Here is a 23,909-nt window from a genome sequence, read left to right on the forward strand (position 1 = left end):
CCTGCGCCGGTGCGATGATTATCCGTAAGGGCCAACGCTAGTCGGATGGCCGATGATTCCCGATCCGGGTTCTCTTTGATTGTAGGTGTGCGCGCGGCAGGTCACCCGGCCTCGCGCAACTAAGCGGGTGTGGGCAGGACCACCGGTCGCAGAGTCTCCGCCAGCACCGCCCGCTGGGTCGGCCGGGCTTCGGCGTGTCGTTCCCGGCCCGCCTCGGTCAACGTGACGAACACCCCACGCCGGTCCTGCTCGCACAGCGCCCGACAGACGAGTCCGTCACGTTCGAGCCGGGCCACCGCCCGACTGAGCGCGCTCTGGCTGAGGTGGACCCCCTCGGCCAGCTCCTGCATCCGGAGCTTGCGTCCCGGGACGTCGGCCAGCCGGTCGATGACCTCGAACTCGCTCATGCCCAGGCCGTGTCGCTCCTGCAGCCCACGCTCGAGCGCGCAGGAGGTCGCCGCGTAGCAGCTTGCCAACTCCCGCCAGGCGGTGGCGAGTACCTGGTCCTCGGACACGCTCGGCAGCTTACCACATGCACAGGAAATAGCTGCACGAGCATTAGTTGCTTGCACATTAGATGCACATGCACGTAGGTTCGCCGGCATGGCTTCTTCCGCTCCACCCGTCACCGATCCGCCAACGCCCCGGTCCGAGGCCGTCGCCCCGGCGTACGACACCTCGACCGGCCCCCGGATGACCGCCCGTCTCTGGGGCGCGTTGATCGTGCTCTGTGGCGCGCTGTTCCTCGACGGCCTCGACGTCTCGATGGTCGGCGTGGCCCTCCCCTCCATCCAGGCCGACCTGGGGCTGTCCAACTCGTCGCTGCAGTGGATCGTCAGCGGCTACGTCCTCGGGTACGGCGGCCTGCTGCTGCTCGGTGGACGTACCGCCGACCTGCTCGGTCGACGCCGGGTGTTCCTCTGGGCGATCGCCGTCTTCGGCGTCGCGTCCCTGCTCGGCGGACTGGTCGACGATCCGAACCTGCTCATCGCCACCCGGTTCGCCAAGGGCGTGGCCGCCGCCTTCACCGCCCCGGCCGGGCTCTCCATCATCACCACGACCTTCCCCGAGGGGCCGGCCCGCAACCGCGCGCTCAGCTTCTACACCGCCTGCGGGGCCAGCGGCTTCTCCCTCGGACTGGTCTTCGGCGGGCTGCTGACCGAGGCCGGCTGGCGCTGGACCTTCCTGCTGCCCGCCCCGATCGCGCTCGCCGTACTGGCCGCCGGCAGCCGGCTCATCCCGGCCGAACGTCACCAGCGGCCGGCCGGCGGCTACGACCTCGGTGGTGCCGCCACCTCGACCGGTGCCCTGCTGCTCCTGGTGTACGCCGTCGTCTCCGCCCCGGAGGCCGGCTGGCTGTCGGCCCGTACGCTCGGCGCCTTCGCCCTGGTCGCGGCCCTGCTCGTGGCGTTCGTCGCAATCGAACGGCGGGTGGCCCACCCGCTGGTCCCGCTCGGCGTGCTGGCCCGGCGGAGCCTGGTCGGCGCCAACCTCGCCGCGCTGGCGGTGACCGGTTCGTACATCGGGTTCCAGTTCATCGGCACCCTCTACACCCAGATCGTGCTCCAGTGGTCGCCGCTGGAGATGGCGCTCGCCTTCCTGCCCGGCGGGCTGGTGGTGGCGTTCGGTGGGCCACGGGTCGGTGCCCTGGTCAACCGGTTCGGTACCGCCCGGGTGGTGGCCGCCGGCTTCGTCGCCTTCCTCGCCGCGTACCTGCTCTTCCTCCGGATCGACGGCGAACCGCGCTACCTCGGCGTGATCCTGCCCACCATGCTGCTGGTCGGCCTCGGCTTCGCCCTCGCCTTCCCGTCGCTCAACATCCAGGCCACCGCCGGGGTCGCCGACCACGAGCAGGGCCTGGCCTCCGGCCTGGTGCAGACCGCGTTCCAGATCGGCGGGGCGATCGTGCTCGCCGGGGTGACCGCGATCCTCGCCACCGACCAGGCGGCGCCCGGCCGGGTGCCCGACTCCTTCTACCCGGCGCTGGGTCTGGTCACCGGGGTCGCCGTGCTCGGGCTGCTCGTCGCGCTGATCTCCGGCGCCACCTCCCGCCAACCCCGCTGACGGTGCAAGGAAGGGCGCCCCTCCTATCGTTTTCTGTATAGGAGGGGGCCCTTCCTAACCACCCGTTGGCGACGGCCCGCGCGGCGGCTTCAGCGGCTCCACTGGCCGGCCAGCCGGGCGGCGATGGCCCGCAGCCCCTCCGCCGGCCGGGCCATCGCCCGTTCGACACCGCCGTGCGGCTCCCCGCCGAAGTGGTCTACCAGGCTGTGCGCCTCGGTCACCCCGACCGAGGCCGACTCCCGGCGGCCCGCGCTGACCCGGCCGGCGAGCACCACGCAGGGCAGACCCCGGTCCCGGGCCGCCCCCGCCACCCCGGCCACCACCTTGCCGCGCAGCGACTGGTGGTCGAACGAGCCCTCCCCGGTGATCACCAGATCGGCCCGGTCGAGCGCGTCCTCCAGCCCGGTCAACCGGGTGACCAGGTCGATACCGGATTCGCACCGCCCACCGAGCGCCAGCACGGCCGCGCCGAGCCCACCGGCCGCGCCGGCGCCGGGCAGCCGGGCCAGCCCGGCGGGGCAGCCGGGCAGGTCCCGTTCCAGTACCTCCGCGAAGCGCTCCAGCGCGGCGTCGAGCAGCAGCACGTCCTCCCGGGAGGCACCCTTCTGCGGCCCGAACACGTTCGAGGCGCCGGTCAGCCCGGTCAGCGGGTTGTCCACGTCGGTCGCGGCGACCAGTTCCACGCCCCGGGTCTGCGCCCGTCCGACCAGCCCGGCCACGGCCGCCAGCGCGGCGCCGCCGTACGGGAGGGCTGTCCCGGCGACATCCACCGGCACGGCGTTCAACGCGGCCAGCAGGCCCGCTCCCCCGTCGTTGACGGCCGAGCCGCCCAACCCGATCACCACCCGCCGGACGCCGCACTCGGCGGCCGTCGCGATCAGCGCGCCGAGGCCGTACGAGGTGGTGAGCTTCGGGTCCCGCTCGTCCGGGGCCAGCAGGTGCAGGCCGCAGGCCTGGGCGCTCTCCAGGTACGCGGTGCCGCCGTCGGCGGTGATCAGGATCTCCCCGTCGACCGGGCGTCCGAGCGGGTCGACGGTCGACACCGGCACCCGGCGACCGGGTACGGACGCGGCGAGCACCTCGACGAAGCCCGGTCCACCGTCGGCGAGCGGCCGGACCTCGATCTCGTCCGTCGGGGCGCTCTCCCGCCACCCGTCGACGATCGCGGCGGCCGCCTCGGGCGCGGTCAGGGTGCCGGCGAACTTGTCCGGACAGATCAGGATCCGCATGGTCGGCAAGTGTGGCAGCCCACATCCGTACGGGCGGAAAGCGGGCCCCGCTGTGGAAACATGGAGATCGTGACTTCGACGTGGGTAGAGCCGTCCAGCACCGCAACCGCCCTGCTGCTCCTGGGCCGGGGCGCCGACCCGTCCAGCGAGCGCGGCGTGGACTGTCCGGGGGAGCTTCCCCCGCCGAGTGACCCGAACCTGGTCGCCCGGGCGACGGCGGCGAAGGCCGCGCTGGGTCAGCGGGTGTTTGTCCTCGGTCATCACTACCAGCGCGACGAGGTGATCCAGTTCGCCGATGTGACCGGCGACTCGTTCAAGCTCGCCCGCGAGGCGGCGGCCCGGCCGGACGCCGAGTACATCGTCTTCTGCGGCGTGCACTTCATGGCCGAGAGCGCGGACATCCTCACCACCGAGGCGCAACGGGTGGTCCTGCCCGACCTGGCCGCCGGTTGCTCGATGGCGGACATGGCGGCGCTGCCGCAGGTCGAGGCGGCCTGGGAGACGCTGGCGGAGCTGGGCGTCGCCGACTCGACGGTGCCGGTGACGTACATGAACTCCTCGGCCGACATCAAGGGCTTTGTCGGACGCAACGGTGGTGTGGTCTGCACCTCGTCGAACGCGGAGCGGGCGCTGCGCTGGGCGTTCGAGCGCGGCCAGCGGGTGCTCTTCCTGCCCGACCAGCACCTGGGCCGGAACACGGCGGTGTTGGAGATGGGCTTCGACGCCGACGACTGCGTGCTCTACGACCCGCACAAGCCGGGTGGCGGGCTCACCGCCCAGCAGCTGCGGGAAGCCAAAATGATCCTGTGGCGCGGGCACTGCTCGGTGCACGGACGGTTCACGAAGAGCAGCGTCGACGAGGTCCGGATGCGGGTCCCCGGAGTGAACGTGCTGGTCCACCCGGAATGCCGCTACGACGTGGTGACCGCGGCCGACCACGTCGGCTCGACCGAACACATCATCAGGACCATCGAAGCGGCGCCGGCCGGTACGGCGTGGGCGATCGGCACCGAGCTCAACCTGGTACGCCGGCTCGCCAACGCCCACCCGGACAAGCAGATCATGTTCCTCGACCGGACCGTCTGCTACTGCTCCACCATGAACCGGATCGACCTGCCCCACCTGGTCTGGGCGCTGGAGGAACTCGTCGCCGGCCGGGTGCCGAACCAGATCACCGTCGATCCGGACACCGCGCACCACGCCCGGGTGGCGCTGGACCAGATGCTCGCGCTCCCCTGACCGATCCACTACTGACAGTAACTTTTGGGGTGCGGATTCCTGCCTCCGTCCCCGTTTCGTGCCATCCGTACGCTCTGAGCGCTGCCGCTTCCGTGACCGAGCGCTATGCTGCCGGGGCCGCGACAGACCCATGCCGCGACAGGGCCCCGCCGGGTACGGCCGTGCGCGAGACGGCGGTGTTGACCGGATGGCCCACCCTCGCTGGCAGCTTGACGTAGAGCAGCATTGACCCCGCTGGAGGTTGCGTTGACCGACGACGTCCTGGTCGTACACGGAGGTACGCCCCTGAACGGGCAGATCCGGGTGCGTGGCGCCAAGAATCTCGTCTCCAAGGCGATGGTCGCCGCCCTGCTCGGCGACAGCCCGAGCCGACTCTTCGACGTACCGCGGATCCGCGACGTCGAGGTGGTCCGGGGCCTGCTCGAACTGCACGGCGTCAAGGTCACCGACGGCGCCGAAGACGGTGAGCTGGTCTTCGACCCGGCCAACGTGGAGAGCGCGAGCACCGACGAGATCAACGTGCACGCCGGTTCGAGCCGGATCCCGATCCTGTTCTGCGGACCGCTGCTGCACCGGCTCGGCCACGCGTTCATCCCGGACCTGGGTGGCTGCCACATCGGTCCCCGGCCGATCGACTTCCACATCCAGGCACTGCGCCAGTTCGGCGCGGTGGTGGACAAGACCCCCGAGGGCATGCACCTCACCGCACCGACCGGGCTGCACGGTACGAAGTTCGAGCTGCCGTACCCGAGCGTCGGCGCGACCGAGCAGGTGCTGCTGACGGCGGTGCTGGCCGAGGGGGTCACCGAACTGCGCAACGCGGCGGTGGAGCCGGAGATCATCGACCTGATCTGCGTACTGCAGAAGATGGGCGCGATCATCAAGGTGCACACCGACCGGGTGATCGAGATCCAGGGCGTGGCGCGACTCAGCGGCTACACGCACCGGCCGATCCCGGACCGGATCGAGGCGGCGAGCTGGGCCGCCGCCGCGCTGGCCACCGGTGGTCGGGTCGAGGTGCTCGGCGCCGAGCAGGCCGACATGATGACCTTCCTGAACGTGTTCCGCTCGGTCGGCGGGGCGTACGAGGTCACCGACACCCGGCCGCCCCGGGTCGACAGCCCCGGCCAGGAGGGCGGCATCCGGTTCTGGCACCCGGGCGGCGAGCTGCGGGCGGTGGCACTGGAGACCGACGTACACCCGGGTTTCATGACCGACTGGCAGCAGCCGCTGGTGGTGGCGCTGACCCAGGCCCGGGGCCTGTCGATCGTGCACGAGACGGTGTACGAGCAGCGGCTCGGCTACACCGACGCGCTGAACAAGATGGGCGCGACCATCCAGGTCTACCGGGACTGCCTCGGCGGCACCCCCTGCCGGTTCGGCCGGCGCAACTTCAAGCACTCGGCGGTGATCGCCGGCCCGGCCAAGCTGCACGCCGCCGATCTGGTGATCCCGGACCTGCGGGCCGGCTTCAGCCACCTGATCGCCGCGCTGGCCGCCGAGGGCACCTCCCGGGTCTACGGGGTGGACCTGATCAACCGTGGCTACGAGGACTTCGAGGCGAAGCTCTCCGCGCTCGGCGCGCACGTCGAGCGGCCGTAAGACTCGTCACGTACCGCCGCACGGGCCCCCTCCGGCACCGCCTCCGGTGCGAGGGGGCCCGTCCGCGTAGGCGGTCGTGCACCGCGAGGTGCGGGGGCGGACCGGGGTTGGCTACCCTTCAACCCGTGCCGTCGCTCTTTCGCCGCAAGCCCGCCAACCTCGTCGAGGATGCCGTCACCGAGGTGACTCCCGAGACGCCCGCCACCCGTCCCCGGGGTTACACCCCGAGCAAGAAGGAGTTGGGGAAGCAGACCCCGAAGCGGCCCACCGCGGGACGGCGTCCGGCAGCGGACACCAAACCGCTCAGCAAGCAGGAACAGCGGGAGCGGCGGCGGCAGATCCGGGCCGAGGCGGCGGCCGAGTTCCGGCGCGAGGGCGGCCCCCGCGACCGGGCCCCGGAGCGTGGCCTGGCCCGGGACGTGGTCGACTCCCGGCGTACGGTCGGCACCTGGTTCTTCGGCGGCGCCCTGATCGTGCTGATCGGTTCGGCGAACACCATGCCGCCGGTGGTCCGGCTCGTCTCCAACCTGCTCTGGGGCGCGCTGGCCATCGCCCTGGTGATCGACTCGGTGCTGATCTCCCGGAAGATCAAGAAGCTGATCCGGCAGCGTTTCCCCAAGACCGACCAGCGGATGGGTTCGCTCTACCTCTACGCGATCATGCGGTCGATCACCTTCCGTCGGATGCGCGCTCCCGCGCCCCGGGTCAACCTCGGCGACAAGATCTGAGCTGACCGGCGGCCCTCGGCGATCGGGCGACGGAAGAGCAACAGCCGCGCGGTCGGGAGGTCAGGGGCAGCCCGACCATCCGGATCCTCAGGGGATGCCGAGCAGACGCAGCAGGGCTGTCGTAGCGGCCGCCGCCACGACAACCGCCGCGAACGGTGCCCGCCACCAGGCGAGCGCGGCGCCGACCAGCACACCGGCCGGCCGGGCGAACCCGGCGAACGCCCCGGCCTCGGTCAGCGCGGCGGTGGCCGCCAGTGCCGCGAGCAACGCGGTGGCCGCGACCGGCAGCAGCCGGGTCGCCCGGTCGGGAAGGGTGAGCCGCTCCCCGAGCACCACCCCGGAGAGCCGGAAGGCGTACGTGCCGAGGGCCAGGGCGAGGATCGTCGCGATCAGCACGCCGGCTCCCGACGTCGCCTGGGCAGCAGGAGTACGGCGAGGCCGGTCAGCGCGAGCAGCACCGGCAGACCGGCCGGCAGCAGCGGTGTCGCCAGCACCGCGACGGCGGCCCCGACCAGCGCCACCCGACGAGTCTCGGGTTTCCGCAGGGACGGCAGCAGCAGGGCGAGCAGCCCGGCCGGGAACGCGGCGTCGACGCCGAGCCGTAGCGGGTCGCCGACCTGGCTGGCGAGCAGTACGCCGACCACGGTGCCGAGGTTCCAGGCGACGAACAGCAGGACGCCGGCCAGCCAGAAGGCCCGGCGTCGCCCGGCCGGGTCGGGCTGGGCGAGGGCGAACGCGGTGACCTCGTCGGTCATCAGGTGACTGCCGAGCAGCCGGTCACGCCACCGTCGGCCCAGTGTGTCGCCGAGGGCCAGCCCGAAGGGCAGGTGTCGGGCGTTGAGCAGCAGTCCGGCGGCGACCGCCGCCAGCGGGCTGCCGGCCACGACCAGTCCGACGGCCATGAACTGGGCGCCACCGGCGTACACCAGGGTGGACATCGCGACGACCGCCGGTACCGGCAGGCCCGCGGTCAGGGCGATGGCGCCGAAGGACGCGCCCACCGCGACGACGGCGACACCGATCGCGCCGATGTCGCGCAGCAACGTCCGCCTCGCTGTTCGCTCTGCCGTACGCATGGTTCAGAATGATGAACGCGTGACAAGTGTTCGTCAAGTCGAACGGATTGGCCGATGGATCGAACGACCAGACCGGAAGGTTCACCGGTGGCCGTCATCGCCGCCGCCCTGCGACGGGAGCGGGACCGGGCCGGGATCTCCCTCGGGGAGCTGGCCCGCCGGGCCGGCATCGCCAAGTCGACCCTCTCCCAACTGGAGGCGGGAACCGGCAACCCGAGCGTGGAGACGGTCTGGGCGCTCGGGGTGGCGTTGGGCGTCCCGTTCAGCCGGCTGGTGGGCGAGGCGACGCCGACGGTCCGGGTGATCAGGGCGGGGGAAGGCCCCCAGGTCCGCTCCCAGCAGGCCGACTTCACCGGTACCCTGCTCGCCGCCGGCGCCCCGCAGGTCCGCCAGGACATCTACCTGATCGAACTGGAGCCGGGCACGGTCCGTACCGCGGAGCCGCACATCCCCGGCAGCGTCGAGCACCTGGTGGTGAGCGCCGGCCGGTTACGTACCGGGCCGGTCGACGAACCCGTCGTCCTCGAACCAGGCGACTACGTCGCGTTTCCCGGCGACGTGCCGCACCGGTACGAGGCGCTCGCGCCGCACACCTGCGCCGTCCTGGTGATGGAGCACCCGTGAACCGAGCACCCAGCCGACCGAGCGTGCAGGCCGGCCCGGCACCCGGCCGACCGGGATTCCGCCGTCGTCCGACGGCTCGGGCGTCCGTGGCCCGGGGGCTCAGTCCGGCTCCGCGCCGACCCGCGGATCATCGGCGACCGCCTCCCGGTAGAGCCGGGTGACCACGTCCTCGATGTCCGGCTCCACGATGGCGATGTCCCGGAGCGCGACCAGCCCGGCGAGTCGTGCCACCACCTCGGAGGCGGTCGCCGACTCGCAGGCGAAGACCAGCCGTCGCCCGTCGGCCTCGGTCCGCAGCAGCGGAGCACCGGCCAGCGTCGGCGGCACGGACGTCGGCTCCTCCAGGTCCGCCACCACCAGCCGACGCGAGCCGTACCGGGCGTGCAGCGCCTCGATCGAGCCGTCGTGCACCACCCGACCGTGGTCGATCACCACCAGCCGACGGCAGAGGCGTTCGATGTCGGCCAGGTCGTGTGTGGTCAGCACCAGCGTGGTGTCACCGGCCCGGCCGAGTTCGGCGAGGAAGGCCCGGACCGCCTGCTTGCTGACCACGTCGAGCCCGATCGTCGGCTCGTCGAGGAAGAGCACCTCCGGCCCGTGCAGCAGTGCCGCGGTCAGCTCGCCGCGCATCCGCTGGCCGAGGGAGAGCTGCCGGACCGGGATGTCGAGGAAGTCGTCGAGGTCGAGCAGTTCCCGGCAGCGGCGCAGCCGGGCCGCGTGCGCGGCGGCCGGCACCCGGTAGACGTGCCGGAGAAGGTCGAACGAGTCCCGTAGCGGCAGGTCCCACCAGAGCTGTGAACGCTGCCCGAAGACCACCCCGATCCGCAGCGCCAGCCGGGTCCGCTGGGCCACCGGCGCCAGGCCACAGACCCGCACCTCGCCGGCCGAGGGCATCAGCACCCCGGTGAGCATCTTCAGCGTGGTGGACTTCCCGGCGCCGTTCGGCCCGATGTAGCCGATCATCTCGCCCCGGCGGATGGTCAGGTCGATCCCGTCGACGGCGGTCACCAGCCGTCTCGTCCGGCGGAACCGGCCGGCCCGGACCCGGACCACGAATTCCTTGCGCAGGCCGGCCAGCTCGATCACCGGTTCGTCCGGCGGGGTCGCCGTCATGAGCCGGTGCTCCGGTAGTGCCGTACCCCGGTCCGCCAGAAGAGACCGGCGACGACCACGGCCGGCAACGCGACGCCGGGCGCGGCCCACCCCACCCAGTCCGGCAGGCCGAGCGGGTCGGCGCGGCCGAGCAACGCCAGCGTCGGGTAGTAGGCGACGAAACCGAAACCCAGCCCGTACGTGAAGACGGTTCGGAACCAGCCACTGTAGACAGTCATTGGATACGTGGTGAAGTCCCTTCCCCCGTAGGTGAACGCCGCACCGATCTCGCCGGAGTCGATCCACCAGAAGGCGAGGCTGGCGGTGGCCACGAAGATCGAGCCGAAGAAGACCACTCCGGCGAGCGGAGCGGCCACGACCAGGACGGCCCGCGCCGGGGTCCAGTCGATCCCGGCGGTCGCCACGGCGACGACCAGCACGGCGACACCGAACAACGCCCGGAGTGTCTTGCGCAGCGGAAGTTCCATCAGCAACAGTTGCGGCAGCGCGCTGAGCGGTCGGACCAGCACCGCGTCCAGTAGTCCGGTGCGGACGTACTGCCGGAGCCGCTCGATGTTGCCGACGGCCAGGTCGGCGGCGGCGAAGGCGGCGGCGGAGATGCCCACCATGACCATCGCTTCCCTCCGGTCGAACCCGCCCAGGGTCCCGGTGACCCGGAACAGCACCAGCACGGTGACCACGTCGAAGACGGTGGCCCCGACGTTTCCGAGGAGGTCGACGACAAACGACGCCCGGTAGGACGCCTGCGAGCGGGCCTGTCCGCGCAGCAGCGCCAGATAGGCCGGCAGCACCCCGGTCCGCTCAGCCACCCTGCACCACCAGCCGCCGCTCGGCCCGGCGCTGCACGACCTGACAGGCGAGCAGGATGAGGGCAGCCCAGGCCAACTGCACGACGACCAGGGCCGCCTGGACCGGCTGTGGGTCCCGCTCGACGACCACGTCCAGCGGCGTCTGGAGCAGGCTGGGAAACGGGGTGGCCAGCCAGAGCGGGACCGTCACCCAGTCCGGCAGGAAGCGCAGCGGAAAGTAGAGGCCGGCCAGTACTCCGGAGCCGAGCGTCCACAGGATCATCGGCCCGCGTACGTCGTACAGCCAGTACGCCGTCGCGTTGACCAGGTACCGGCAGCCGAAGCAGATCACCACCGCGAGTACGACGGAGAGCACGAAGAGCGGCAGCGTCGGCCACCGGGTCGGCAGCGCGAGGTCGAAGAAGACCAGCCCGGTCAGCACCGGCGGCAGGAAGCGGGTCAGCAGCGCGTATCCGGCTCGGCCCAGGTCGACGGCGAGGTAGCTGACCACCGGGTGGACCGGGCGCAGCAGATCGCTGGCCACGTCGCCGGTGCGGATCCGGTCGGCCAGATCGGTCCATCCCCAGAGGAGCACCACGGCGAGCAGACCCTGTCCGACCCAGACGAACGTGGCCAACTGGGCCGGCGTGTAGCCCGCGGCGACGCCGCCGGCGCCCCCCGCCACGGCGAGCAACACATAACAACGAAGAAAGCCGAAGACGGTGTTGGTGAAGGCGCCGGCAAGAGTAGCTTGCCGGTAGGTAGAGTACCGACGGAACCCTGATCCGGTTATGGCAGTAAATGTCCGGAACGATGTGGTGATGTTTCGGCCGATGGGTGGTGGCACAGTGGCGGTGACTGAGCCCACGCCGTTACCCTCCTTCCGCGACCACGCTGCCTCGAGCCGGGTGACTTTATCCGGTGCACCCGGCTGCCCAGCGAGAATTTTCGACGAGGTGACACCCCGTGAGTAAGCGACGCGAGCCGGCCTCCCCGGCCGCGTTGCGCGCGGCTCGCCACCCCGACACCGCCGTGGTCGCCCTGCGGACCGGGTCCGACAGCCAACTCGGCCCCATAGCTCATGACAACGCCGAGCGCAGCGAGGTGGTGTCGTGAGCGAGCGCAGCGAGCGAACCAGCCAACTCGGCCCCATAGCTCATGACAACGCCGAGCGCAGCGAGGTGGTGTCGTGAGCGAGCGCAGCGAGCGAACCAGCCAACTCGGCCCCATAGCTCATGACAACGCCGAGCGCAGCGAGGTGGTGTCGTGAGCGAGCGCAGCGAGCGAACCAGCCAACTCGGCCCCATAGCTCATGACAACGCCGAGCGCAGCGAGGTGGTGTCATGAGCGAGCGGTACCCGAACCGGTGGGGTGAGTCCGCGGAACCGTCCTGGGTGGTCGAACCGACGGCCGAGTGGCGTCCGCAGTTCCCCGGGCAGCGCTATCCGGGCGACATCGGGCACCAGCGGCGTCGGCCGGCCCGGCCGAGCGGTCGGGCCTCGGTGCCGACCGGCCGGGCGAGCGTGCCGCCGCCGAACGGGCAGCCGGGCCAGCCGGGCGACGCCTACCCGTCGCACCGACCCGACGGTCCGGCGCAGCGGGACAGCCGGCTAGGCGACGGCCGGGTAACTCCCGCACCCCGGCGACACGACACCCAGGAGGGCTGGTACGACCCTCCGGACGGTTGGCACGACGGCCCCGACGGCTGGGACGACGCACCGGACTGGGATCGGCCGTCCAACGGTCGGAGTCGGCCACCGGTCGACCGCCGCGCCGACGGACCGGTGCCGATCGGCCGGGACGAGCGCCGCGCGCCCGGTCCGGTCGAGTCTGGGCGTCGTGGCGATTCCGCCGACGGCGTCGACCACCCACGGAATCGGCCGGAGCGTGCTCCCCACCCGGCCGCGGAGGAGCGGCCCCGGGCGGCCCGCTCCGGGCCACCGGAGTTCCCCGACCGGCTCCCGCCGGAGCGGCGGGGACGGTGGCTGACCGGACCGCCCCCGGAGGAGACCCAGCCGCTGCCCGACCGGCGACCGGGGCCCGCCGAACGCCGCCCTGGACCGGCCGGAGGCCGGGGACGACCCGGGCCGGGCGACCGAGGCGTACCCCATGCTCCGGCGGCGTTCGACGGACCGACCGGTCCGGACCGCGGCGACGGCTGGGGCGTTCGGCCCGGCGGCACCGCCCCACGTTCACCGGGCCACGAGCCGCCTCCCGGTCGGGTCCCGCCACGGACCAGGCCGGACCGGCCCGGTTCGGACTTCACACCGCCGCCACCGCCGAGCCGGCGGCCCGGATCCGGACCGCCGCCCACTCCCGGCTGGTCGGCACCGCGTGGCCCGGTACCCGGTCAGGAGCCGCCTCGCGACAGCCGCCGGTTCCCGGACCTGGGATCCGGTCGGCCACCCGGGCGCGACCCACGGACCGCACCGGACCAGGCCGCCCGCTCCGGCCCGATGCCGCCGCCGCCCGAGCGTCCGGGACGGCCGGCCCCGTTCGGGTACGACCGCCCGGGGAACGACGCGCCGCCGCCGAGCCGTCGGGCCGAACCGAACCGCCCGGACCGGATCCCCGCTCCGGGTGCCGAACGGAACGTGCCCCGTCCGCCGGAGCCCGACGACCTGACCGGTCGGCGGGACCCGGTCTCCCCCGGAGCGATCGGTCCGGTCGCCGGCCCGCGCGGGGTGCCCACCGGGCAACCCCGGCCCGGCGAGCCGCCCCGTGCCGCCGAACAACCACGGCCGGTCGAACCGGTTCGGCGGATCGAGCCGAGTCGGCCGATCGAACCCGTTCGCAAGGTCGAGCAGTCCCGGCCGGTGGACGCCCGTCCGGTCGACCCTGCCCGCGCCGGGCAACCGCCCCGCCCGGTCGAGCCCACCCGGCCGGCACCGCCGACGGAACCCGCCCGGCCGACCGAGCCCGCCCGACCCGCCGCCGCCGTGCCGCCGACCGGGCCGACCCGCCCCACCCCACCAACGGAACCACCACGCCCGGCACCGACCCACCCGGCCGAACCCACCCGACCGGCCGCCGCCGTGCCGCCGACCGGGCCGACCCGCCCGACCCCACCGGCGGACGCCGGCAGCGACGCCCGTACCGGCGAACAGGTGCGCGAACGGCCGACCGGCTGGCTGACCCCGGCATCGCCGGGCGAGCCCACGGCCCCGCCACCGGCGCGGCCCTCCGGCACCGACCAGCCTGTGCCGCGTCCGGCGCCGCCACCCACCCGGGGCCTGCGGCTGGAGTTCCTGCCCGCGCCGACCCCCGCCCCGTCCGGAACCACGCCGGTGGTGCCGGACCCCGTCCCGTCCCCCGGACCGGCCCCGTCGGTCCCCTCCACACCCGTCCCACCGACGGACGTGGCACCATCGGCCACTCCCGTCATCGAACCCGCCTCGCCCGCACCCTCGTCCGGGCCTCCGATCGAACCGGCATCCGCCGGTCCCCGACCGGAATCCGGCGAAGCGGCCGATCCAAGTGAGACTTCCGTACCCTTCATGCCAACCACCGGACCTGTCGCTGACCACGCCCAACCCGGGCCGCTGGCCGACGCCGCCCCCGCCACGCCACCACTGCCGGAGACCGGGCAGACATCCGGGCCAGCCCTGGCCGAGGAGGATGCCGCCGGTACGGCGGACCCCCCGGCCGGCGAACCGCCGGAACCGACCGCCGAGCCGGCGGCCCGGACCCGGCCGCCCGCCGCCGAACCGACCGCCGACACACCGCCGGCCGGCGAAGGTCTGACGTCCGAAACCCCGTCGACCGGTCAATCAGCCGGCGGGACGGCGTCTGCCGGGCCGGTCGACGACACGGCGACGACCGGGCAGGCCCCGGCTGCCCCGACTGCCGACACGGCAGCGCCGCCGACCACCGCCGCCGCCGCCGACACGACAGCCTCGGCGACCACCGGTACGCCTCCGGCACCGTCCGACGGCACCGCCGCCAGCTCGGCACCACCGCCCGAAGACCCCGGCCCGACCCCCGTTCCGGCACCTCCGGCCACCGACTCCGGCTCCGCCGACGGACCCGTCTCCGGGCCGCCGCTGGACACCTCGCCGCCGGATTCACCGGTCGCCGAGGCCAGTCCGGACACCGTGCTTCCGGCCGGTCCGGCCGCCGGCGCGGCAACGGCGCTGAGCGCTCCCACCATGCTCACCCCGATCATCCGGCCGCGAGCCGGACGGGAGGCCGAGCCGGAGCCCGAGGAGAGCACACCGGAACCGGCCACCGCCGATCCGGAACAGGTGCTCGCCTCGTACGAGTGGCGGTTCCACCACGAGACGCTTCGTGAGCTGGTCGAGAACCCGGACGAGCTGCGGGCCATCCGGGACCGGCTGTCCGAGAAGCTCGAACCGGCCAAGGACAACGGGACCCGGGCCCGACTGCTGAGCCTGCGGGCGGTCGTCTCCCGCATCCTCGGCGACCTGGGCAAGGCGCTGGCCGACGGCAAACTGGCGCTGGCGCACGCCGAGGCGACCGGCCAGTTGCGACGAATCGCGATCGCGCAGGCCCGGTTGGCGCACGTACTCCAGTGGCGTGGGGACTTCGCCGAGGCCGACCGGCTCTTCGGTGAGGCGAACTCCCCCGAGCTGCCGGACCGGCTCCGGGCCACCATGCACGAGCACGCCGGCCGGTCCTGCTACGACCAGGGCCGCTACATGGAGGCCTGCAACCACTTCGAGAAGGCGCTGGAACTGCGCAAGGTCGAGGATCCGGACCTGATCGCCCGTACCGAACTGGCGCTGGACGCGGTCTTCAACAAGGTCGCCCAGAACGGCTGGGGCCCGTACCCCCGGGACCGTGACGAGATCCTCCAGGTGCACAAGCCACCGGTGCCCACGTTCAGCGAGAAGGTGCAGCGCTGGGGGTACGCCGACCCGGACGGGCAGCTGGCGATCGCCCCGAGTTACGCCGACGTGCAGCCGTTCCGGGACGGGGCGGCCTGGGTCCGCCGCCCGGAGACCCCGACCTGGGAGCTGATCGACGAGTCCGGTGCGCTGCTCGTCGAGGCCACGGCCGGATACCTGGCGGTCAGCTCCTTCTCCGACGGGCTCGCCTGGGTGTCCCGGGACGGCACCGGTGGGTGGATCGCGATCGACAAGGCCAACAAGGTGGTCATCCCGACCGGCTTCGAGGACGTACGCCCGTTCCGGCGGGGTGTCGCCGCGGTCCGTCGCGGCGGTTGGGGCGCGGTCGACCGCACCGGCAAGGTCTTCCTGCCGACCCGGTACACCGGTTTCGCGACGGCACTGACCGACGGCCGGTACGTCGACGGCTTCACCGACGAGGGCCTGGCCATCGTCGACGCCAGCGGACGCAAGGGTGTGGTCGACAAGTCCGGGCAGGTCATCGTTCCGCCGGCCCACCCGGCCATGGTCATCCACCCGGTCGCCTTCCTGATCGGCGACGGTGCCGGCCGGTGGGGCGCGCTCGACCGGCGTGGCGAGCCATTGATCGACGTACTGCACCCCAGCCGGTCCGACGTGATCGAGGAGATCGACAGACTCCTGGCGGACACCAAGCCCGTACTGTGACCTGTGGCCGCCCCGGCCGGGCGACCTGATCCACTTCCCGGGGAAAGGGCTAGGGTCGAGGTATGGAATTCCGTCACCTTGGCCGTTCCGGCCTGCTCATCAGCGAGATCTCGTACGGCAACTGGCTCACCCACGGCTCACAGGTCGAGGAGGAGGCCGCTCTCTCCTGCGTTCGCGCGGCTCTGGACGTCGGCATCACCACGTTCGACACCGCCGACGTGTACGCGGGCACCAAGGCGGAGGCCGTGCTGGGCCGGGCCCTGAAGGGCGAGCGCCGCGAGGGCCTGGAAATCTTCACGAAGGTCTACTGGCCGACCGGGCCGGGCCGCAACGACCGTGGCCTGTCCCGCAAGCACATCATGGAGTCGATCAACGGCTCGCTGAAGCGGCTGCAGACCGACTACGTCGACCTCTACCAGGCGCACCGGTACGACTACGAGACGCCGCTGGAGGAGACGATGGAGGCGTTCGCCGACGTCGTGCACTCCGGCAAGGCGCACTACATCGGCGTCTCGGAGTGGAAGGCCTCCGAGATCCGGGCCGCGCACGCGCTGGCCCGGGAGCTGAAGATCCAGCTCGTCTCCAGCCAGCCGCAGTACTCGATGCTCTGGCGGGTCATCGAGTCCGAGGTCGTACCGACCAGCGAGGAGCTGGGCATCGGACAGATCGTCTGGTCGCCGATCGCCCAGGGCGTGCTGACCGGCAAGTACCTGCCCGGTCAGGAGCCGCCGGCCGGTTCCCGGGCCACCGACTCGTCCGGTGGCGCCAACATGATCTCGCGCTTCATGAACGACGAGGTGCTGACCCGGGTGCAGCGGCTGAAGCCGCTGGCCGAGCAGGCCGGCCTGAGCATGGCCCAGCTGGCCGTGGCGTGGGTGCTGCAGAACCCGAACGTCTCGTCGGCGATCGTCGGGGCGTCCCGCCCCGAGCAGGTGCACGACAACGTGAAGGCCGCCGGGGTCAAGCTCGACGCCGAGCTGCTCAAGGCGATCGACGAGGTCATCGACCCGATCGTCGAGCGGGACCCGGCCAAGACCCAGAGCCCGGCCACCCGGCCGTAACGGTCCGACCCGGGGTGGCGGTCGGCGAACCTGCCGGCCGCCGCCCCGGCTCCCGCCGGCCCCGGCCCGGCACCGTGACGGCCGACACCCGGCCCGTACCGGCTCGGCGCCGCCACGGCAGTCCCCTCGGCCACCGCGGTCGTCGACGGCGCGGGCGATCTCGTCGCGGATCCGGCCCGACGCGGCACGGCAGCCCACTCGGCCACCGGCCCGCCGCAGGGTCGGGCCGGCAGCTCAGTGCGGTGACAGGACGGCGGTGGCCATCCGGCTGGTGGTCAACAACTCGGGCAGGGTGCCGGGGAAGTTGTCGACCAGGTCCAGGGCCAGCAGCCAACCGTCGAGGTTCTCGCCGAGCACCTCCCGGCACAGGCCGGGTAGCGGATCGTCCGCCGTCCGCCACCATCCGGCCTTGCCACCGGCCCGCAGCAGCGCGCTGACCGGCGCGGCCGTCGTCGCCAGGTCGGCCAGTGGGACCGTACCGGCGGCGACCGCCCGGGGCGCCCAGGTCGCCCAGTCGGTCCAATCGACGCTTCCGTCCGGAGTCGTCGGCGGGACGACAGGTCCGTCGGACCCGTCGGTCGACGGCGGCCCGGCGGCCACCTCCGCGACCAGTTCCGCCGGACATCCCGGCAGCTTCCCGAGATACACCAGCACGCCGTACGGGAACGGCTCCCGCCGGTGCTCGGCGAGCAGCAGCGTCCAGTCGGTCACGTGCTGCTCGGCCTCGAGGATGTGCAGGTCACCCGCCATCGGATCGGCCCGGCGCAACCGGCCCAGCCACTTGTCCGGCGTACTCTCCCGGTCGACCAGGGCCTGCACCGCCCGTACGGCCGCGGCCTCGTCCGGACCGTCGAGCGCCCCGGCCGCCGCCTTTCGGACCGCGACCAGCCACGGATTGCCCTGGTACGCGCGCCGGGTCAGGTCCACCTCGAACAGCGCCCGGGCGGCCGGTACGCCCTCCCGACGGGCGACCGCCAGCACCATCCGCAGTTGGAGCAGACCGGTGGGTACCCGGGTACGACGCATCAGCTCCACGGCCAGCTCGGTCAGCCCCGACTCGATCCAGGGCAGCATGAACCGACGCTCGGCGGGCTCCAGCAGGTGCGCCCGGAGCCGGTCACCGAGCGGGAGCCGGTCCGTCCCGCCCGGCCAGGCTTCGTCGTGGCGCAGCCCGGCGAGGATCCGGCGTCGTACCGCCGGGGTGGCGTGCGGGCTCTGGTACAGGCCGGTGTTGATCTCGGTGTCGTCGTAGGCCAGCAGCGCGTCGAACGTGTCCGCTGGAAGGTCCCGGTTTCCGGCGAGAAGACGCAGGTGTGCCAGGTTGTTCGTGTCGATCAGGGCCGCCACCAGCTCGGGACCGACCGTGCCACGGTGCAGCAGGTCGTAGGTGGCCCGCCCGTCGAGCACCGGCAGGATCGCCATGACGGTCTCGGTCGGGCAGCAGAGCAGCAGGTCGCGGAATGCCCGGCGGGAGCGTGTCCAGGCGGGCGGTTTGCCGTCCAGCGCGGGTGCCGGTCTGGCGTTCGCCCACCGGCGCACCTCCCCGGCGGTGGCGGTCGCCGCCGCCAGCAGCTCCGGCAGGCTGCCCGGCCAACTGGACAGGTGCTTCCAGAGGGCCCGCCAGGCACCGGGGTCGGTGCCGACCGTGGCACCGACCAGTTCCCCGACCGCCGTCCTGAGCGGCTCCGCCATGACGGCGACACCCGGCAGGCAGCCGACCGGCGCCAGCCGCTCCACCACCTGCGCGGCGGTCACCGTCCCCTGCTCCAGCGCCTCCGCCACCTTCTCGCCGAGCAGCCGGGTACCGGTGACCACGGCGTTGCCGTTCGCCAGCTCCTCGGCGCAGGCCAGCATCACGGGCAGGCCGACCGGCCCCGGGAACCAGTTCAGGACGTCCACCCCGAACCGGTGCACGAAGCTGGTCCGCAGCGCGTCGGGGCAGTCGGCACGCTCGCCCAGGGCCTTGGCCGCCGCGGCGCCGTACGGCTGCTCCGCGTCCCCGGCGACCACCGCCGACCAGTCCACCAGCTGATCCGGGGCGAGTTCGGCGGTGCCCCGGTCGACCGCCCGCAGCAGCCGGGCCACGCCGGCCGCCGTTTCCAGCTCGTGTGTCGCCCGTTCCAGGGCGGCCACCCCGTCCTCGGCGCCCAGCGCGTCGGCCAGTGACTCGGCGACCAGCGGATCGAACTGGGCGGTGGGGTAGCCGGCCACCGCGTCGCGCCCGGCCCGCCGCCAGACGTGCGCCAGCACCTCCAGCTCCCGGCGCGCCGTACGCGCCCGGTCCAGGGAGAGGAAGACGTGGTCGATCTCCTCGAACGGTGTCGTACCGGCCAGGTCGGTGATCATCTGCCACTCGTACCTCGCCCGGTCGACGAGGGTCGGGACGAACCCGCCCGGCCGCCGCCACCAGGGATCAGCCGGATCGACAACGGCCAACACCTCGGCGCGCAGTTTCGCGTCGCCGTGCCGGAGCAGCGCCGCGGCGATCGGCGCGGTCGCGGTGGCGGCCAGTTCGGCGGCCGCCTCCGGGTGGCTGGCCGGGAAAGCCCGGTTGCCGGCCAGCGCCAGACGCAGACCGTCGTCCCCCGAGTCGAGCACCGCCCGCACCAGCGTCGCGCCCAGCACCGACGCGTGCCGGAGCACCTCCTCAGCGGCCTGGCGGCGCCGGGTCAGGACGTCGGGCAACACTTTCGGCTCGCAGCACTCCAGCAGCACCTGGACAGCGGTCACGTCGGCCACGGCGTGGCCCCCCTCCCGATCGGACGACCGGCAGGATACGGAACGGCACCGACAGCCCGGACGGCGGTCAGCCCTGCCAGAACCGGATCAGGCGCAGCCCCTCGACGTAGAGGTAGTCGGGGAGCCCGATCAGGTCACCGACCGCGAAGACGCCGTCGAAGAACCAGCCGCCCACCCGGGGATTCCAGAGCAGCGCGAAGAGCAGGATGAAGCCGAACGGCGCCATCAGGTCGTAGCCCCGCCGCCACTGCGGGTTCAGCCAGGGCTGGACGACGTTGCCGCCGTCCAGTCCCGGCACCGGCAGCAGGTTGAGCACGCTGGCGGTCAGTTGCAGGAAGGCGAGCAGCGCGACCCCGGCCCAGAACGCCGGCGCGGCGTTGACGTCCACGCCGATCGCGAACGGCACCACCAGCAGCAGCGCGAAGATCACGTTGGTCGCCGGGCCGGCGAGGCTGACCAGCGAGTGCCGGAGCCGCCCGGGAATCTCGTGCCGGTCGACCCAGACCGCCCCGCCGGGCAGACCGATGCCGCCGAGCAGCACGACCACCACCGGCAGGATGATCGACAGCAGCGGGTGGCTGTACTTGAGCGGGTTGAGGGTCAGGTAACCGCGGTGCGCGACACCCCGGTCACCGGCCCGGAACGCCACGATGGCGTGCGCGTACTCGTGCAGGCACAGGGACACCAGCCAGCCGGAGACGACAAAGAGGAAAACGTCGAACCGGACGTTGCCGTACTCGTTCCACGCCATCACACCACTGGTCACGAAGAGCGCGACCAGGGCCAGGAAGATCGGACTCGGCCGGAAGGCCGCCGCCGGGACGCCGAGCACGAGCCGGTCCCGGCCCCGCTGGTCGAAGGCCATCACCCGGTCACTCGGCCGTGGGCTGCAGGCTCATCCGGTACTCCACCCGGTCGTCCTCGACCAGGAGCACCGTGGCGACGCCCGAGGCGGCCAGTTCCCGCCAGGTCTGTCCGATCCAGGACTCGGCGTCGGCCTGGCTGCTGAACGCCTCGGCCGGTCCGCTCACCGGAGCACCGTCCGCGCCCTCGTACCGCCAGCTCCACGGCATGTCGCGTCTCCCCTCGCCGATCTTCCGCGCCGACAACCTCCGCCAGCCTAGTCGGCCGATCCGGACCAACCAGCCGGAGCGGTCCGCCGAGCACCCCGACCCGTACGTCCGGGGGCGCCGAGCCGCACCTCACAGCGGGATGTACAACCGAGCGCTCTAAGGTACGGGCATGTCCGTAGACGGGTGGAGCAGGATCCTGGTGCTGGGCGGGATCCGGTCCGGCAAGTCCGAATTCGCCGAATCGCTGGTCCGGGAGGCGCCCCGGGTCCGGTACGTCGCCACCGCGACGGCCAGCCCCGACGACCCCGAGTGGGCGGCCCGGATCGAGACGCACCGGCTGCGCCGGCCGGCGGGCTGGGCGACCGAGGAGGCGGGCACGGACCCGGGCCGGCTGCTGGAGCTGATCAGAACGGCCGCACCGGACGAGACGCTGCTCGTCGACGACCTCGGCGGATGGGTGACCGTGCTGCTCGACCCGGCGCACCAGCCGGCGGACGATGTCGCCACCGTCGCCGAGCTCGGCGCGGCGGTCCGGGACTGCGCCGCCCGCCTGGTGCTGGTCAGCCCCGAGGTCGGACTCTCGATGGTGCCGGTCACCCCGCTCGGCCGGGCCTTCGCCGACGCGCTCGGCAGCACCAACCAGACGGTGGCGGACGCCTGCGACACCGTCGTCCTGGTGATCGCCGGACAGCCGACCCGGCTCAAGGAGTCCGGCCCGGCGGGCGCGGCGTCCCCGCAGCGGGCGAGCGTACCGGCGCAGCCCGGCGCGGACCGCAACGCCGAGGCCACCGGTTGGCCGGGCGTGACCTCGGCGGCCGACGCCGGTACGACACCGTCGGCCTGGACCGGGGTCCTCGGCGCCATGCCGGAGGTCCTCCGGCCGACCGTCGACACACCGCGGCGGTCCGGCACCGACCCGGCGGCCGGGACGGCCTGGACCGCGCCGACCATGGCCCTGCCGATGGTCGCCACCGGCCTGGTGATCCAGCCCGGGATGGAACTGCCGATGCCGGACGAGCACACCGGCCGGGCCGCGCTCGACCGGCTGGCCACCCTCGACCTGCCCGGCCCCGGACTCGGCAACCTGGCCCGGGTCGTCGAGTTCGCCGCGGCCACCCAGCGGACCGCGACACCGACGCCGTGGCGCTCGGTACGGGTGCTGCTGCTGCACGGCGACCACGCGGGCGGCGCCTCGGCCGGCGCGGTGCCCGGCGAGTCCGCCCGACGGGCGGCGCAGGCCCGGGCCGGCTCCGGTCCGCTCGCCCGGCTGGCCGCCGAGGCCGGCGCCACCCTCCAGGTCGTCGAGGTCCCGGCGTCCGGGCCGATGGAGCAGGAGCCGGCGCTCTCCACCGACGACGTCGAGGCGGCCCTGCGGTACGGGTGGCGGCTCGCCGAGGACGCGGTGGACGCGGGTGTGGAACTGCTCGTGCTGGCCGCCTGCGGCGCCGGTACGGACGCGGCGGCGGCCGCCGTGCTCGCGGCGACCGCCGGCGCCGAACCGGCGGCGGTGCTCGGCCGGGTGGTCACCCCGGGCGGGCAGGTGGACGACCCGGCCTGGATGGCCCGGTGTTCGGCGGTCCGGGACGCGCTGCAGCGGACCCGGCGCAGCCCCCGGGACGCGAAGGACGTGCTGGCCGAACTCGGCGGCGGCGACATCGCGGTCGCCACCGGAATCCTGCTCGGCGCCACCGCGCGCCGTACCCCGGTGCTGCTGGACGGGCCGGTCGGCGTGGCGGCCGGCCTGGTCAGCCGGGATCTCGCCGGCCAGGCCCGGCACTGGTGCCTGCTGCCGGACCACGGCGACCACCCGGCCGTCCGGCTCGCCGCCGACGTACTCGACCTGAGCCCGCTGCTCGACCTGCGGCTCGGCCTCGGTGAGGGCACCGCCGCGCTGGCCGCGCTGCCGCTGCTGCGCTCCGGGCTGACCCTGGCCGGTGGACTGCCGACCCATCCGACGCTGACCTCGGACGGGGAGCCGACCGGTTCCGGCCCGACGGACGCCCCGGAGGGCACCGGGCCGGGTGCGGCACCGGCCGACGAGCCGACGGAGTCGGACCGGGAGTGGGTCGAGGCGGACGACGACAGCGAGTTCGTCGAGCCCCGGCCGGCCGGACCCGGACCGACCGCCGTACCGGACGGCCCGACGACAGCCGACGACCCGACGGAACCGGACAGCGTGGCGGCGCCGGACACCAGTGCCGCGGCCGACGGCGGCACGGCTGTCGACAACGCGGCGTCGACCAGCACCCGCGGTGCCTGACGGACGGTTCGTCGCCGGCGGTCGGCTGGCCCTGACCACCTTCACCGTCGCCCCGCTACGGGTCGCCCGGGTGGACCGGGCCGCCGCCGGTACCGCGATGGCGCTGGCCCCGCTGGTCGGCGCCGTGCTCGGTCTGCTGCTCGCCGCCGTGCTCGGCGGGCTCGCCGCGCTCGCCCCGCCCCTGGTCGCCGCTGGGGTCACCGTCGCCGTGGCGGCGCTGCTCACCCGGGGGCTGCACCTGGACGGGCTGGCCGACACGATCGACGCGCTCGGCTCCTACCGGTCCGGGCCGGCCGCCCTGCAGATCATGCGTCAGCCGGACGTCGGCCCGTTCGGCGTCGCCGCGCTGGTCCTCGTACTCCTGATCCAGGCGGCGTGCCTCGCGGCGCTGGCGGGCCGGCCGTGGCCGGCGCTGGTCGCGACGCTGGTGGCCGGGACGGCGACCGGTCGACTCGCGGTGAGCTGGGCCTGTCGGCGTGGCCTGCCGGCGGCCCGGCCGGACGGACTCGGCGCGCTGGTCGCCGGCACGGTCGGCCCGGGAGCACTCGCCGTCGGCACGGCCGCCGTCGCACTGGCCGCGGTCACCGCCGTGCCGGGCCGGCCGTGGCAGGGGCCGCTCGCCGTCGTCGGCGCGCTCACCGTCGCCCTGCTGGCCGTGCGCCACGCGGTACGCCGGTTCGGCGGCGTCACCGGTGACGTGCTCGGCGCCGCCGTCGAGGTCGGCACCACGGTCTGCTACCTGGGTCTGGTGCTGACCCGCTGAACGGCTGACCGGATCC

The 23,909-nt window shown here is 73.4% G+C and carries 20 protein-coding genes and 1 pseudogene; 10 read left to right on the forward strand and 11 right to left on the reverse strand.

What is annotated here, in order from left to right; genetic code table 11:
* Positions 1-119: 119 nt before the first annotated feature.
* Complete coding sequence (locus V1633_RS26975; protein WP_331215634.1) at positions 120-515, reverse strand: MarR family winged helix-turn-helix transcriptional regulator; 396 nt, start codon at positions 513-515, stop codon at positions 120-122.
* Between the two features lie 88 nt (positions 516-603).
* On the opposite strand from V1633_RS26975, the gene V1633_RS26980 reads away from it, so the two are divergent.
* Complete coding sequence (locus tag V1633_RS26980) at positions 604-2,064, forward strand: MFS transporter (RefSeq protein WP_331215633.1); 1,461 nt, start codon at positions 604-606, stop codon at positions 2,062-2,064.
* Positions 2,065-2,153: 89 nt separating this feature from the next.
* Here the strand turns inward: V1633_RS26980 and V1633_RS26985 are convergent, their stop codons facing one another.
* Positions 2,154-3,293 carry a glycerate kinase family protein gene (locus V1633_RS26985; RefSeq protein WP_331215632.1) on the reverse strand — a complete coding sequence of 380 codons (1,140 nt, stop codon included), beginning with the start codon at positions 3,291-3,293 and terminating at the stop codon, positions 2,154-2,156.
* Between the two features lie 69 nt (positions 3,294-3,362).
* Here V1633_RS26985 and nadA point away from each other — a divergent pair, with 69 nt between their 5' ends.
* From nadA to V1633_RS27000, 3 genes are all read left to right on the forward strand, one after another.
* Positions 3,363-4,532, forward strand: coding sequence for a quinolinate synthase NadA (gene nadA, locus V1633_RS26990; protein ID WP_331215631.1), 1,170 nt, complete (start codon positions 3,363-3,365; stop codon positions 4,530-4,532).
* Between the two features lie 246 nt (positions 4,533-4,778).
* Entirely contained in the window at positions 4,779-6,134 is a 1,356-nt protein-coding gene (gene murA, locus V1633_RS26995; RefSeq protein ID WP_331215630.1) for a UDP-N-acetylglucosamine 1-carboxyvinyltransferase, read from the forward strand.
* Positions 6,135-6,259: 125 nt separating this feature from the next.
* A complete protein-coding gene (locus V1633_RS27000; protein ID WP_331215629.1) occupies positions 6,260-6,862 on the forward strand; it encodes a DUF3043 domain-containing protein in 603 nt (200 codons plus the stop codon).
* An 87-nt stretch (positions 6,863-6,949) separates the two neighbouring features.
* On the opposite strand, the gene V1633_RS27005 is transcribed toward V1633_RS27000, so the two are convergent.
* Positions 6,950-7,258, reverse strand: coding sequence for an AzlD domain-containing protein (locus V1633_RS27005; protein ID WP_331215628.1), 309 nt, complete (start codon positions 7,256-7,258; stop codon positions 6,950-6,952).
* The gene (locus V1633_RS27010; RefSeq protein ID WP_331215627.1) at positions 7,252-7,938 is read right to left on the reverse strand and encodes an AzlC family ABC transporter permease; all 687 of its coding nucleotides are present in this window, start codon (positions 7,936-7,938) and stop codon (positions 7,252-7,254) included. The genes V1633_RS27005 and V1633_RS27010 overlap by 7 nt, the downstream gene beginning before the upstream one ends.
* Before the next feature lie 54 nt (positions 7,939-7,992).
* Between V1633_RS27010 and V1633_RS27015 the strand changes: the two genes are divergently transcribed.
* Positions 7,993-8,562: a helix-turn-helix domain-containing protein gene (locus tag V1633_RS27015; protein WP_331215626.1), complete on the forward strand. Its 570-nt coding sequence runs from the start codon at positions 7,993-7,995 to the stop codon at positions 8,560-8,562.
* A gap of 99 nt (positions 8,563-8,661) precedes the next feature.
* Here V1633_RS27015 and V1633_RS27020 read toward each other — a convergent pair whose 3' ends face one another.
* Genes V1633_RS27020 through V1633_RS27030 form a run of 3 tightly spaced genes read right to left on the reverse strand, consistent with a single transcriptional unit; the run spans position 8,662 to position 11,331 of the window.
* Complete coding sequence (locus V1633_RS27020; RefSeq protein WP_331215623.1) at positions 8,662-9,675, reverse strand: ABC transporter ATP-binding protein; 1,014 nt, start codon at positions 9,673-9,675, stop codon at positions 8,662-8,664.
* A complete protein-coding gene (locus V1633_RS27025; RefSeq protein ID WP_331215622.1) occupies positions 9,672-10,484 on the reverse strand; it encodes an ABC transporter permease in 813 nt (270 codons plus the stop codon). Before V1633_RS27025 ends, V1633_RS27020 begins: the two co-directional genes overlap by 4 nt.
* Positions 10,477-11,331 (reverse strand): ABC transporter permease, encoded by an 855-nt coding sequence (locus V1633_RS27030; RefSeq protein ID WP_331215621.1) that lies wholly within the window; start codon positions 11,329-11,331, stop codon positions 10,477-10,479. The genes V1633_RS27025 and V1633_RS27030 overlap by 8 nt, the downstream gene beginning before the upstream one ends.
* A gap of 98 nt (positions 11,332-11,429) precedes the next feature.
* Between V1633_RS27030 and V1633_RS27035 the strand changes: the two genes are divergently transcribed.
* Positions 11,430-11,579, forward strand: a complete 150-nt coding sequence (locus V1633_RS27035) for a hypothetical protein (protein ID WP_331215620.1) — start codon at positions 11,430-11,432, stop codon at positions 11,577-11,579.
* A gap of 1,146 nt (positions 11,580-12,725) precedes the next feature.
* On the opposite strand, the gene V1633_RS27040 is transcribed toward V1633_RS27035, so the two are convergent.
* Entirely contained in the window at positions 12,726-12,893 is a 168-nt protein-coding gene (locus tag V1633_RS27040; protein WP_331215619.1) for a hypothetical protein, read from the reverse strand.
* 1,067 nt (positions 12,894-13,960) lie between these two features.
* Between V1633_RS27040 and V1633_RS27045 the strand changes: the two genes are divergently transcribed.
* Complete coding sequence (locus V1633_RS27045) at positions 13,961-15,997, forward strand: WG repeat-containing protein (protein ID WP_331215618.1); 2,037 nt, start codon at positions 13,961-13,963, stop codon at positions 15,995-15,997.
* A gap of 62 nt (positions 15,998-16,059) precedes the next feature.
* Positions 16,060-17,058 carry an aldo/keto reductase family protein gene (locus V1633_RS27050; RefSeq protein WP_331215617.1) on the forward strand — a complete coding sequence of 333 codons (999 nt, stop codon included), beginning with the start codon at positions 16,060-16,062 and terminating at the stop codon, positions 17,056-17,058.
* 234 nt (positions 17,059-17,292) lie between these two features.
* Here the strand turns inward: V1633_RS27050 and V1633_RS27055 are convergent, their stop codons facing one another.
* From V1633_RS27055 to V1633_RS27065, 3 genes are all read right to left on the reverse strand, one after another.
* Entirely contained in the window at positions 17,293-19,788 is a 2,496-nt protein-coding gene (locus tag V1633_RS27055; protein ID WP_331215616.1) for a hypothetical protein, read from the reverse strand.
* A gap of 76 nt (positions 19,789-19,864) precedes the next feature.
* Positions 19,865-20,662 carry a site-2 protease family protein gene (locus tag V1633_RS27060; protein ID WP_331215615.1) on the reverse strand — a complete coding sequence of 266 codons (798 nt, stop codon included), beginning with the start codon at positions 20,660-20,662 and terminating at the stop codon, positions 19,865-19,867.
* A gap of 7 nt (positions 20,663-20,669) precedes the next feature.
* A complete protein-coding gene (locus V1633_RS27065; protein WP_331215903.1) occupies positions 20,670-20,870 on the reverse strand; it encodes a hypothetical protein in 201 nt (66 codons plus the stop codon).
* Positions 20,871-21,039: 169 nt separating this feature from the next.
* Here V1633_RS27065 and V1633_RS27070 point away from each other — a divergent pair.
* Both V1633_RS27070 and V1633_RS27075 read left to right on the forward strand, forming a co-directional pair.
* Positions 21,040-23,025, forward strand: a pseudogene (locus V1633_RS27070) (bifunctional adenosylcobinamide kinase/adenosylcobinamide-phosphate guanylyltransferase); the annotation flags it as partial.
* Between the two features lie 97 nt (positions 23,026-23,122).
* Entirely contained in the window at positions 23,123-23,893 is a 771-nt protein-coding gene (locus tag V1633_RS27075) for an adenosylcobinamide-GDP ribazoletransferase (RefSeq protein ID WP_331215614.1), read from the forward strand.
* Positions 23,894-23,909 lie beyond the last annotated feature (16 nt).

The organism is Plantactinospora sonchi (assembly GCF_036422035.1).
Lineage (GTDB): Bacteria > Actinomycetota > Actinomycetes > Mycobacteriales > Micromonosporaceae > Plantactinospora > Plantactinospora sonchi.